The sequence below is a fragment of the Rhodococcus artemisiae genome, from assembly GCF_036327795.1.
GTDB classification, from domain to species: domain Bacteria; phylum Actinomycetota; class Actinomycetes; order Mycobacteriales; family Mycobacteriaceae; genus Rhodococcus; species Rhodococcus artemisiae.
Map to the genome: position 1 here is coordinate 1 of NZ_JAUTXY010000026.1, position 12,470 is coordinate 12,470.

At 63.9% G+C, this 12,470-nt stretch carries 12 protein-coding genes and 1 pseudogene; 7 read left to right on the plus strand and 6 right to left on the minus strand.

Annotation, left to right across the window (positions count from 1 at the left end):
- Positions 1 to 132 (plus strand): annotated as a pseudogene (locus Q7514_RS31215) (IS481 family transposase); the annotation flags it as partial.
- Here Q7514_RS31215 and Q7514_RS31220 read toward each other — a convergent pair.
- From Q7514_RS31220 to Q7514_RS31245, 6 genes are all read right to left on the minus strand, one after another.
- Positions 113 to 301 carry a hydantoinase/oxoprolinase N-terminal domain-containing protein gene (locus Q7514_RS31220; RefSeq protein ID WP_330137132.1) on the minus strand — a complete coding sequence of 63 codons (189 nt, stop codon included), beginning with the start codon at positions 299 to 301 and terminating at the stop codon, positions 113 to 115. The pseudogene Q7514_RS31215 and the gene Q7514_RS31220 sit on opposite strands and share 20 nt — an antisense overlap.
- A gap of 28 nt (positions 302 to 329) precedes the next feature.
- Positions 330 to 581: a hypothetical protein gene (locus Q7514_RS31225; RefSeq protein ID WP_330137133.1), complete on the minus strand. Its 252-nt coding sequence runs from the start codon at positions 579 to 581 to the stop codon at positions 330 to 332.
- A gap of 133 nt (positions 582 to 714) precedes the next feature.
- Positions 715 to 894: a hypothetical protein gene (locus Q7514_RS31230; RefSeq protein WP_330137134.1), complete on the minus strand. Its 180-nt coding sequence runs from the start codon at positions 892 to 894 to the stop codon at positions 715 to 717.
- A 2-nt stretch (positions 895 to 896) separates the two neighbouring features.
- Positions 897 to 1,442: a nuclear transport factor 2 family protein gene (locus Q7514_RS31235; protein ID WP_330137135.1), complete on the minus strand. Its 546-nt coding sequence runs from the start codon at positions 1,440 to 1,442 to the stop codon at positions 897 to 899.
- Entirely contained in the window at positions 1,439 to 2,233 is a 795-nt protein-coding gene (locus Q7514_RS31240) for an SDR family NAD(P)-dependent oxidoreductase (RefSeq protein ID WP_330137136.1), read from the minus strand. The genes Q7514_RS31235 and Q7514_RS31240 overlap by 4 nt, the downstream gene beginning before the upstream one ends.
- Positions 2,234 to 2,615: 382 nt before the next feature.
- Positions 2,616 to 4,001 carry an MFS transporter gene (locus Q7514_RS31245; protein ID WP_330137137.1) on the minus strand — a complete coding sequence of 462 codons (1,386 nt, stop codon included), beginning with the start codon at positions 3,999 to 4,001 and terminating at the stop codon, positions 2,616 to 2,618.
- Positions 4,002 to 4,292: 291 nt separating this feature from the next.
- Here Q7514_RS31245 and Q7514_RS31250 point away from each other — a divergent pair, with 291 nt between their 5' ends.
- From Q7514_RS31250 to Q7514_RS31275, 6 genes are all read left to right on the plus strand, one after another.
- Positions 4,293 to 5,243, plus strand: a complete 951-nt coding sequence (locus tag Q7514_RS31250; RefSeq protein WP_330137138.1) for an alpha/beta hydrolase — start codon at positions 4,293 to 4,295, stop codon at positions 5,241 to 5,243.
- A 198-nt stretch (positions 5,244 to 5,441) separates the two neighbouring features.
- The gene (locus tag Q7514_RS31255; protein ID WP_330137139.1) at positions 5,442 to 7,034 is read left to right on the plus strand and encodes a class I adenylate-forming enzyme family protein; all 1,593 of its coding nucleotides are present in this window, start codon (positions 5,442 to 5,444) and stop codon (positions 7,032 to 7,034) included.
- 88 nt (positions 7,035 to 7,122) lie between these two features.
- Positions 7,123 to 9,081, plus strand: coding sequence for an NAD(P)/FAD-dependent oxidoreductase (locus Q7514_RS31260; protein WP_330137140.1), 1,959 nt, complete (start codon positions 7,123 to 7,125; stop codon positions 9,079 to 9,081).
- Positions 9,078 to 9,827, plus strand: coding sequence for an SDR family NAD(P)-dependent oxidoreductase (locus tag Q7514_RS31265; RefSeq protein ID WP_330137141.1), 750 nt, complete (start codon positions 9,078 to 9,080; stop codon positions 9,825 to 9,827). The genes Q7514_RS31260 and Q7514_RS31265 overlap by 4 nt, the downstream gene beginning before the upstream one ends.
- Positions 9,828 to 11,645: a CoA-transferase gene (locus Q7514_RS31270; protein WP_330137142.1), complete on the plus strand. Its 1,818-nt coding sequence runs from the start codon at positions 9,828 to 9,830 to the stop codon at positions 11,643 to 11,645.
- Positions 11,642 to 12,433: an enoyl-CoA hydratase/isomerase family protein gene (locus Q7514_RS31275; protein WP_330137143.1), complete on the plus strand. Its 792-nt coding sequence runs from the start codon at positions 11,642 to 11,644 to the stop codon at positions 12,431 to 12,433. The genes Q7514_RS31270 and Q7514_RS31275 overlap by 4 nt, the downstream gene beginning before the upstream one ends.
- Positions 12,434 to 12,470: the final 37 nt, after the last annotated feature.

Sequence of the window (12,470 nt, forward strand, 5' to 3'; positions counted from 1 at the left end):
CAACGCGCCCAGGCGCTACACGTGTGGAATGTGCACTACAACTATCATCGCCCGCATACTGCCGTCGGTAACCGGCCGCCCGCGAGCAAACTCCGGACCGGTGTCACCAACGTCATGGCCTCATACAGCTAGCGTGGTTGAAAACGGCAGCTCGCTCCACACCGGCCTCGCGAGCTCCTTCCAAGACTGGCAGGTGTGTGTCCTGTACGTTGGTGGATACTTTTATCGTCTTGATAACGCCATCTTCGACGGCAACCACGTCGGTGAAAGTACCACCGACGTCCACTCCGACAATCATCATGTGCGGTTCGCTCCTTGTATTACTCGGGTCAGGCGATGTGCAGGCCGTGGGAAGTCAGTTCGATCGGACCGAGAAGCTGCCACTGTTCTCGGTGGACTGTCTCGAGCGTTTTCTGGTTCTTGACAACGATCGACCAGCCGCCTTCGGAGATCACGGGATACCTTTTGAAGTCGTCGGGATCGACACCGTCGAGGTCGACGCCGAGCGCAGTGAGCTCCTCGGCTGTCACCTGCTCGCGTACGACTTCGACTCCAGGCGCTTTCACAGCGGTTTTTGGCATGGTGGTACTCCTTCGGTGCTTCTGTGAGATCGGAGAGGTGTGATGAACAATCGTCAGGAGAGGTGGGGGGCGATCATGAGATGGACGGCGTCTTCACCTGGGATGCGGCCGGCGAGCGTTTCGACGGCCTTCGCTACGCCTTCCAGACCGAAGGTGTGCGTATGCATCCGCTCCAGCGGGTACTTCCGAGACTCGATAATCCGCAGGCCACCCGCATGAGCGCCGAGTCCGACTCGATCGTCGGCAACGCGAATTCCTGGATCTCGTACTTGCGGTCGGCGACTTGTACGGCCGCCCGTGCTTTCGTGACCATCGTCAACTCCTCGGAAGCTCGTTGTTCATCAGCTGCTCTCGTCCCGGACCGGTGACGAAGTCGTGGTTTCGGCGTCCACCCTGGACGAAGGCGCCGCTCGCGACGCTCGACAGCGCCCACGGCTCGAGAACGGTCGAGCCACTCCAGTCGTGAATCATCTGCCGGTAGGCGATCCGCCAGGTGTCGTCGCGGCGCTCGACCCGGTCGACATAGCGGCCGCAGAAGACATTTATTTCTTCACTGCCACTTTGTTTTTGAAATGTGAGGACGATGGCCTCGGAGAACGCGACATCACCGTCGATTTCGACGAGATGGTTGGTGACCGCGTGGGTGGTCCATTCGGTGCGGGCGAGTTTCGACGCGACGATTCGGTCGGCGAATTCCCATGCGGGCCCGGCGTCCGCGCCGTGGTTGTCGTAGGCGTCTTCCCAGAACGCCTGCTTCACTAGGTCTGCGTCGCATCTATCGATGCCCCGGCAGTAGATCAGCAGCAGGTCTGCGATGGCCTGTTTGGCAGACAGTTCCTCGAGCCGTCGGTCATCGATCATCGCGATGCTCCAATTCGCGGCGGTGAAAGTTCCGCGCCGGCGTATCCGGCGGTCCACCCGCCGTCGACCGGGAGAACGGTGCCGTTGATGTAGTCGGAGGCTCGGCTGCTGAGAAACACCACCGGTTGGGCTATTTCCTCGGGTTGACACCAGCGACCCATCGGCGTGTTCGCCCGGATCGAGGCGGTCATGTCCTCGGACTCGAAGAACGACGTCGTCATCGGGGTTTCCACGACGCCCGGCGCGACAGCGTTACACCAAATCCCCTTCTGACCATATTCCACCGCGGTCACCTTTGTCAGCATGATGAGGCCGGCCTTCGCCGCGCTGTACGCGGCTCGATCACGGAAAGCCGCGAGCCCGGCCATCGACGCGATGTTGACGATCTTTCCTCGACCCTGCTCGATCATTGCTGGGATCGCGGCTCGCGAGAGCGCGAATGGCGCGACGAGGTCGATCTCGAGCGTCCGCCGCCACGCGGCGGACGTGATATCGAGCATCGGCGCGACCTGCCGCGCGCCTGCGTTGTTCACCAGGATGTCGAGCGCGCCGAACCGATCTCGCACGCTTGCCGGCAGCGCCTCGGTCTGTTCGTCGTCGGTGAGATCTGCGACGAAGGACTCGATATCGTCTCCGCCGCCAAGGTTCGCGACCGCACGGGCCAAGGCGGACTCGTCGATGTCAACAGCGGCCACGCGTGCACCGGCATCACGCAGGGCCCGACAGATCTCGTATCCAATGGCTCCCGCCGCCCCCGTGACCAGGGCGACGTCACCGTTCAAGTTGGCCACGCTGTTTCCTCTCTGCTCGAAGATCGCCATGCTCCAGTGCGCCCAGAGGTCATGCTGTGGCGCCTGTCACACTGAAATGTAATATACGATATCCCTGCTGCCTAGGCAATGCCCAGGCGGTACAGACTTCGGCCGGATCGTCGGCGTCCCATTCCGGGTGGTGAGTCATCCACTGTGACAGCAGTTCCCGCAAGACTTTCCGTTGCGGTGAATGACATGAGGGGCATTGCGACTGCATCCCTCACCGGTTCTCGGCTGGCACGAGCTGCACGTGTGCGGAACACCTACCTGGCACGACGTCTGCTGAAGGAAGGAAACGTCGCGCTACTCCTGGGTGATCACGAAGGAACCTCCGACGCCCGATCGTCCGGTGGCCGCGAACTCACGATTCGAGCACGGAAGGCCGAACTTCGGCGGCCGGGGACGGGGCCTGGCGGGTGCTCGGATGTGTTTCCTTGAGCAGCCACAGCGAGAGCAGGGTGAGTAGGCAGGCCGCTGACATGTAGAGCGCGATACTGATCGAGCCGTACCGTGCCAGCAGTGCGGTGGCGACCAGCGGAGCGAACGCACCTCCGAGGACCGATCCGATCTGGATACCGAGCGATACCCCGGAGAATCGCACCTCGGTGGAGAAGATTTCCGCGAAGAACGTCGGTTGCACGCCGTAGAGCAGGCTGTGGAGGAAACCGAGGCCTATGAGTAGGCCGAGGGTGATCAACCAGAACGAGCGGGTGTCGACCATTGCCCAGAACGGGAAGACGAACACTGCCAGCGCGGCAGCACCATACAACTGCACTCGTCGGCGGCCGAAGCGGTCGGACAACGCACCTGCCAGCGGTAGTCCGATGATCTGACCCATCGATCCGATCAGGACCGCTGCGAGGAGGGTGCTGCGCGGCATGTCGAGGTACTGCGGGTTGGTGCCGTAGGAGATAACGAAGGTGATGAAGATGTAGTACGTCAGGTTGATGCCGAGGTACGTGCCGATCGTCAAGGCGATCTCTTTCGGATACGTCCGAAGCACAGTGACGAGCGGTGACCGGACTACCGACGGCTTGGCCTGTTTCGTGGTGACGGCGTCTGTTCCGGACTGCTGTAGCCGCTGGAACGCCGGCGTCTCCTCCAGCTTGAAGTGAATGTAGATCGCCAGTGCGACGAGTCCGAGGCTCAGCAGGAACGGAACTCGCCACGCCCATGCCAACAGCGCGTCGTTCGGCAGCAGGGCCGTGATGGTCAAGAACGCGAGATTGGCGAGCAACACGCCGCCGGGAGCGCCCAGGGAGGAGAAGCTTCCGAAAAACCCTCGACGAGGGGCGGGCGCTGCCTCTACGGCAAGAAGGATGATGCCGCCCTGGCCGCCGAGGGCGATGCCCTGGATGAACCGCAACGCCACCAGAAGGATGGGTGCGGCCAGACCGATCGACGAGTATGTCGGCATCAGGCCCACCACCGTCGACGCCACACCCATCATCACCAGCGCGGCGACGAGCGTCTTCTTCCGGCCGACCACATCACCGAAATGGCCGAAGATCATCCCTCCGAGTGGGCGCGCAATGAAGCCGATGCCGAACGCCGCGAACGACAGCAATAGTGCCGTGACGGGGCTCTGTTCGGGGAAAAACAGGGCGGGGAACACCAGAGCCGATGCCGTGCCGTAGATGAAGAAGTCGTAGTACTCGATGCTGGTGGCAGTCGCAGCGACCGATGCCACCTTGAAGACGTCACGCTCGGATGCCTTCGTAGTGCTATGTCCGTCAGGTTTGCCCATTGCGGTCCTCCGCTTATTGCTCCGGCGATGAATTCGAGCGAGCACATGCACAACATGTCGACGCCCTGCGGCAGGCGCGCGAGGCCTTCGCGGGGGTGAACATGCAGGTGAACTCTGCCTGGGTAGGTTCCGACTGTTGCCTACGCCACACCAAGAAATCCAATATACGATATCCTCAAGCGGAAGGGAATAGCTCGATGCGCGGACTGCAGGCACTGCAGGCCGTTTCGGTTTCCCACCGCACGACACTTTGCCAACGCCTCGCACTCGACGTTCCGGAGATCGACCACGATGCCATTTCTCCTCGACCCCCAGCTATCGAAAGCCGCTGCACCGCTGCTCGCGGCACTCGCCGACGGCACGCCACCCGCGGTGGGCGACTGGCGGACACGACGAACACAGGTCACCAAGCTGCTGCATCGGCTCTCACACGCTCTTCCCGCCAACGACCAGGTCACCCGCTGTCCGTACGAAATCACGGCAGCCGACGGCACACGCCTGTGCGCAACCTGGTACCGACCAGCCGGCAGACCGGCTGGTTCAGCAGCACTGTTCTTTCACGGCGGGGGCATGATCTTGGGAAGCGTCGCACTCTTCGACCGCATGATCGCGAAGTACGCCCAGGACAGTGGCATCCCCCTGTTGGCGATCGATTACCGCCTCGCGCCCGAACACCCTCACCCCATACCCGTCGAAGATTGCTACAGCGCCCTCGCCTGGTTACACGACAACGCGACCGACCTCGAGGTAGACCCCACCCGAATCGGAGTCGTCGGTGAGAGCGCGGGTGGCGGATTGGCAGCCGCGGTCGCACTGCTCGCCCGCGAGCGCGGCGGACCCCGCATCGCCCGTCAGCTCCTCGTCTACCCCATGCTCGATGACCGAACGCTGCAGCCCGACGTGCATATCGAACCGTCGGCATTCTGGACGTACGGCGACAACGAGACCGGATGGCGCGCCCTGCTGGGCCGCGCCGCCGGCAGTGACGCTGTAGAACCGTGGGCGGCACCGGCGAGGTGCCAGGACTTCTCCGACCTTCCGCCGTCCTATCTCGAAGTGGGAGAGATCGACATCTTTCGGGACGAAGTCGTTCGGTATGCCCTAGGCCTCCTGGGCGCCGGAGTATCGACGGAACTTCGTGTGATTGCTGGTGTTCCACATTCATTCGAGTGGATTGCCCCCGGTACCGACGCGGCGGTCCGGGCGTTCGCAGACCGTGCCCGATGGCTCGCGCGATTGTGATCACCACATCGGCCGTACTCCTGGGCGTCGCGAACGCCGGAACCACCCCTGCCGATCGACGATGAGGCCGGCTCGCATTCGCTCGCCGAGCGGTGTTTCCGAAACACACCCTTTCGCCATCGCTCCAATTTTTGTATATTGAATATCAGACGCTGCCGAGAGTGAGCATAATCCCCACGTGATCGAAGGAGTCCCCACGTGACCAACAACTTGCACACCCCGAACGACACACAGGCTCCGGGACCTACCGTGGCATCCGTTCTGCGGCGGGGATACGCCGAGTACGCAGATCTTCCGGCGGTCGTCGACCTGTCCGGCAACGTCACCACCTATCGAGAGCTGGGCCGGGACGCGCGCCGCCTTGTCGCAGGTTTCGGATCCCTCGGCGCCACCAAGGGTGACCGCGTCGTCGTTCTGACCAAGAACCGCTCCGAGTGCTTCACCATCGACCACGCCCTGGCCATCGGCGGCTTCGTCCGCGTCGCGCTCAGCTACCGCCTGCACCAGCGGGAAGTGGCCGAAATCGTTCACGATGCGGGCGCCCGGATCGTCATCGTCGACGGCGAACGCACGAGCGAGCTGGCGGCTGAACTCGCTTCCTTCAGCGGAAGGCTGGTGAGCATCGACGATGTCAGCGCTCCCACCGCGATCCCGTTCAGTTCCCTGTTCGGAGACGCAGAAGCCGAAGCCGTCGACATCCGACCCGACGACCTGGTGTGGATGCCCTACACCTCCGGCACGAGTGGCAAACCGAAGGGTGTCATGCACACTCACCGAAGTTTGCTGTCGATCCTGCGAAATATCCTGGTGGAACTGCCCGGAGCGTCGACTGACGACTTCCTCGTGCATACCGCGCCCCTCACTCATCTGAGTGGCTACGCGATGATGGCCTATTTCATGCGGGGTGCACAGCAGCTTGCCCTCGACCATTTCGATCCGGGACAACTGCTCAGCGTCGTCGAGAAGCACCGCGCCACAGTTCTTCCGCTCGTGCCGACCATGATCAACATGCTTCTTCCCACCCTCGAATCCGGACAGTATGACGTCTCGAGTGTGCACACCGTGATCTATGGCGGCTCGCCGATCGCCCCGGACCGTCTCGCACGCGCAATCAAGGCATTCGGTCCCGTGTTTGTTCAGTCTTACGGCCTCACCGAAATGCCCTACAACTCTTACCTTTCCAAGCAGGACCACGACTTCGACCCAGCGGGGACAGTTCCGGAGCGCCTCGCGTCCGCGGGGCGAGTCAGCCCGTTCGTCGAGATGCGGTTGATGACCGCCGACGGCCCCGCAGCCGACGGCGAGTCCGGAGAGATCCAGGTTCGCGGCGACGCAGCGATGTCCGGCTACTGGAATCTGCCCGCCGAGACCGCGGAGACCCTCCTCGAAGGAGGCTGGATCGCCACCGGCGATGTGGGGCGGATGACCGATGGCTTCCTCCACGTGGTCGACCGCAAGAAGGACATGATCGTCTCCGGCGGGTTCAACGTCTATCCCACCGAGGTCGAGAACGCCATCTACAGCCTGCCCGAAGTGGCAGAGGTCGCCGTCGTCGGGATTCCCGACGAGCGTTGGGGGGAGACCGTCCATGCCGTCATCGCCCTTCGAGAAGGGTGCGAAGTGACCCAGGACCAGGTCGAGCAGGCCTGTCTGTCGTCGATCGCCCCGTACAAGCGGCCGCGTACCGTCGAATTCGTTGACGAACTTCCGAAGACGGGGACAGGAAAGATCAAGCGGCGGGAAGTCAAGGAGCGGTTCTGGATCGGCCGGGACCGGCTGGTGAACGGCTGAAACACCGGCACGCTCCCCGAGTGCGGCCGGCAGCTGCCGAACTCGCACCGCACACCACGATTTTCTACCGACCCGAAAGCACCTCGATATGACAAGCCGTTCACACAACCCTCGCGGAAAACGGTCCTACGACTCAGTCGTCGCAGACGCGGTCCGCGACGCGAACATCCCCACGTTACTGATGGTCTTGGTTCAGCTGACCGGAGAGTTGCGGTGGCTGGACGATCCCTACCGCCCCACTCGCGGAAAAGGACTGAGTGAGAACGACACCGGCGGCCTCCCCGACACCGTCCAGGACGACATTCGTCAGGCAGCGGCGGACGCCATCTGTCGGTGGCACGATGGCGAACCCGTGGCGATCCCGGAACCCGACGAAGCCCTGATGACCCGCATGCTGTCGGTCGCAATGGGTGAGGAAGTACCCGCCGAGTACGGCCCGATGATTCTCGACGATCTGCGCGCCGCAGGCCCTGCCGCACCCGCAGAAACCGCGCCGTTCGCACCGGCACCCGGCTACTCGGCAATCGTCATCGGCGCCGGGATCTCCGGCATGCTGGCCGCCCGGCAGCTCCGCAACGTCGGCGTCGACTGCACCGTCCTCGAACGTAACCCCAGCGTGGGTGGATGCTGGTTCAACAATCACTACCCCGGCTGTGGGGTCGACGTCCCCAGCTATCTCTATTCCTTCTCCACGGACATCGCCGACTGGCCGCACTACTATGCCTCACGAGATGAGCTGCACCAGTATCTCGAGGGCATCGCCGACAAGTGGTACCTGCGCGAATGCATCAGGTTTTCTACTACGGTGACGTCGGCGCGCTGGGACGAAGGCCGCCAACTGTGGATCGTCGACGTGGTGCGCCCGGACGGCACCCGCGAGGTCCTTCATTCCAACATCCTGATCAGCGCGGTCGGCGCCTTCGGCAAACCCAAACTTCCCGACCTGCCCGGGATGGACCGGTTCGAGGGCCGCACCTGTCATACCGCCACGTGGCCGGACGACCTCGATGTTTCCGGCAAGCGAGTCGGTGTCATCGGCAACGGCGCCAGTGCCATGCAAGTCGTCCCGTCCGTCGCCGACAAGGCGCAGACGCTCACACTGTTTCAACGCTCGGCCCACTGGGTTGCCCCTTTCGAGAAGTTCCGCACACCGGTACCGGAGTCGGTCCGATTCCTCCTCCAGGAAGTTCCCCTCTACCGGTCGTGGTACCGCCAACGCCTGGCATGGACGCTCAACGACAAGCTGTACAGCGCACTGCAGCGCGACCCCGCCTGGCCGCACCCGGAACGCTCGATCAACGCCATCAACGACGGCCACCGGAAGTTCTTCACCCGCTACATCGAGTCCGAACTCGACGGGCGCCCCGACCTGATCGAGAAGGTCACCCCGAACTATCCGCCCTTCGGCAAGCGCATCCTGCTCGACAACGGCTGGTACCGCACCCTCACCCGCGACCACGTCGAACTGGTCACCGACTCGATCGCGGAGATCACCCCGAAGGGAGTACGACTGGCCGACGGACGCGAGGTCGAATTGGACGTCCTCGTCTTCGCCACCGGCTTCGATGTCGTGAACTTCCTGTCCTCGTTCGAGCTGACCGGCCGGTCGGGACGCTCGCTGCGCGAAGTCTGGGACGGCGATGACGCTCGCGCCTACCTCGGAACCACGGTGCCCGACTTCCCGAACATGTTCTGCCTGTACGGTCCCAACACCCAGGCCGGACACGGCGGAAGTCTGATCTTCTATCTGGAATGCCAGATGAGGTACGTGATCAGTCTGCTGGGCAAGATGTTTCAGGCCGGTGCCACGGTTGTCGACTGCCTGCCGGAAGTCAACGACAAGTACAACGACGATGTCGATGCGGCACACCAGCGAATGATCTGGACCCACCCCGGCGTCCACAGCTACTACCAGAACTCCCGCGGCAGAGTCGTGGTCAGCAATCCGTGGCGGGTCGTCGACTGGTGGACCATGACCAACGACGCCAACTTGTCGGACTACCGGCTGCAGAAACCCGTCGACGAACGCCAGGAGGCAATCCGATGACCAATCGATTCGAAAAGAATGTCGTGCTCGTCAACGCCGCGGCGGGCGCCGGAATCGGCTCCGCAGTGGTCAAACGCCTGCTGCGTGAAGAGGCCACCGTCGTCATCACCGACCGAAATACCAAGCGAATAAACCACTTTCGATCCGAGCTGGCCGAGATATATCCTGCGGACCGCGTGCTTGCGACGGTTGTCGACGCCGCGGACGAGGACCAGGTCAACGACCTGTTCGCCGAAGTGGCATCGACGTACGGTCGCCTCGACGTTCTGATCAACAGCGTCGGGCTCAACCAACTGGCGGAGTTTCCGTCCATGACACTCGAGAACTGGAACACCGTCCTTCACACCTCCCTGACCTCCCACTTCCTCCACGCGCGTGCCGCCTGGCCACTGCTGCGCCAGTCGTCGTCCCCGGCGATCGTCAACGTTTCCTCCCTCGCCGCCGAGTCGCCGGCGCCGTTCGGCGAGGTCGCCTACGCCTCCGCCAAGGCGGGTGTTCTCGGACTGACCCGGGCACTGGCGGTGGAAGGCGCCAAGGAGGGGATCCGGTCGAACGCCGTGATTCCCGGGTTGATCTGGAACGAGCGCCTCACCGCCGGAGTTGCCGCCGAGTACGTCGACTCGTACCGCGCGAAACGCTTCTTCGAGCGGGACGGCGAGCCGGACGAGGTAGCCGATGTGATCTTGTTCCTCGCCTCCACCGACAGCCGCAACGTGACCGGGCAGGCAATCAAGGTGGGTGCCTGAGTGACTGCACCCGAACCAGCGACCGTCGCCGAGAGTGTTCCTCCCGCCGGCGCGAGGAACCGCAACGTCGACTTCTGCACCCTGACCGAGGCCGTCTCCCGTCACATCCATCCCGGCGACGCCATTCACGTCATCATGGGACACAGCCGCTGGAGCGCCCTCGTTCGTGAGCTCGTTCGCCAACACTGGGGAACCCCTGCCGGTTTCACCCTGATAATGGCGAGCCTCTCCTCACTCGGCGCCGTGCTCTTCCGATCGGGCGCGGTGAGGAAGGTGATCACCGTGTACTCGGGCGATTCGTTCCCCGTGTTCACACCCAATCCGGTGTTCCAACAGGCGTACTCGTCCGGCACTGTCGAGGTGGAGAACTGGTCGTTTCTGACCTATATCCAGCGACTGCGGGCCGCCGCCACCGGCGTTCCCGCCGTCGTCACGGGGTCGGTCCGCGGATCGTCGATGACTGCGAACGCCGCGTACGAGGAAGTCGACTCGAGTTTCGGCCGGGTCAGCCTGGTCGCCCCCCTGGTACCGGATGTCGCCTTGGTGCACGCCGCCGTCGCCGACCGGCAGGGAAACCTGGCGATCGCTCCCCCGATGTTCGAAGGGGCGGTCGGCGCTTTTGCCGCCCGGCGAGGTGTGCTGGCAACGGTGGAGAAGGTGGTCGATGACCTGAGCCCCTGGTCATCGTTGGTCCGGATCCCCGCGCACCGGGTACTCGGCATTGTCGAGGCTCCGTTCGGCGCGCACCCGGGCGGCGTGTTCCCCGGTACCGCCGGCGCCAGGCTTCCCGTCGACGGATACGCCGAGGATATCCCGTTCTGGATCGACGCCCGGGAGGCAAGCAGAAGACCCGACTTCGACGACTGGATCCGAGAATGGATCCTCGACCCGGTCGACCACGACGCCTACCTGGCGAAACTCGGGTCTCACCGGCTCGACGAACTCGCCCGGTCCACACACAGCTTGTTGCCGTCGGCCGACACCATAGACCCCACGACACCACCCACCGCCGCCGAGCATGCGGCGGTGTGGTTCAGCCACCTACTCGACCGGAGAATCGCGGCAACCTCCGCCGACGCGGTCCTCGCCGGGGCAGGCCTGGCCAACCTCGCGGCATGGGTGGGTGCCGAACGCGCCAGATCGTCCGGCCATAAAGTCGCACTCGCGGCCGAACTCGGGCTGTGGAACTACACACCGGAACCCGGGGACCCGTACATCTTCAGCTTCGCCAACTTCCCCGCCGCCTCCATGCTGCTCGACACCGAGCAGGTTCTCGGCGGTCTGATCGGGTGCCCACGCCTGCGCACGATCGCGTGTGTCGGCTCCGCCCAGATCGACCGACACGGCAACATCAACACCACCCGAATCGACCCCGGGCCCTACCTGGTGGGCTCCGGCGGCGGCAACGACGTGGTGACCACCGCCGACGAAACCCTCGTCATCGGCACGATGAGCCGGCGACGGTTCGTCGAGGACTGCAGCTACGTCACCAGTCCCGGCCACCGCGTCCACGCCGTGGTCACCGATCTGGGAACACTGACCATGCACAACGGCGACCTCGTACTCACACACATCGCTCCCGGCCCCGAACCGCTCACCGAGCGGATCGCCCACGTCCGCACCCACTGCGGGTGGGACCTCACGATCAGCAACGATCTGCAGGAACTCCCCCCAGTCACGCCAGAGGACGTCCAACGACTGCGCTCGTTCGACCGAACGGGTCTGTTCCTCGGGCACCGTGACCGAAACACCACCCCCACTCGCGCCGGGGACCGCTCCGAAGATCCTGCGCCCACCCCCTCTGGAGACCGAGCATGAGCCGTTACGACAACTACCCCAACCTGCGCGTTGAAGGACCGGACGAGGCAGGTGTGATCGAACTCGTGCTCGACGCCCCCCACCTCAATGCCGTCAGCGAGGACGCCCACGCCGATCTGGCCGTCATCTGGCGGGAGTTCGACGCCGACCCGGCCGTGAAGGCAATCATCCTACGCGGCGAAGGGAGAGGATTCTCCGCGGGAGGATCGTTCGATCTGGTCGAGAAGTTGAGCAACGACTACGACACCCGCACCCGCACGATGCGCGAGGCCAGGGACCTGGTCTACAACATCATCGACTGCTCGAAACCGATCGTTTCCGCGATCCACGGGCCGGCGGTCGGTGCCGGACTCGTCGCCGGCGTGCTCGCCGACGTGTCGGTGGTCAGCAGAACCGCAAAGATCATCGACGGCCACACCCGGCTCGGTGTCGCGGCCGGCGACCACGCCGCCGTGTGCTGGCCCCTGCTGTGTGGAATGGCGAAAGCCAAGTACTACCTGATGACCTGCCGCCCACTCAGCGGGGAAGAAGCCGAGCGCATCGGTCTCGTCTCCCTGTGCGTCGACGAAGCGGACGTCCTTTCCACAGCCCGCGAGGTCGCCCTCGAACTGGCCACCGGTGCCCCGAACGCCATCCGATGGACCAAACAATCGCTGAACAACTGGTACCGGCAGGTCGCCGGCGCCATCTTCGACTCCTCGCTCGCGCTCGAGTTCTACGGCTTCGGAGGACCCGAAGTGCGCGAGGGCCTGGCATCGCACCGCGAAGGTCGAAAGCCACGCTTCTGACCGCACCGGATCGCCCAGTGGGTGTTCGCGCGGGTGC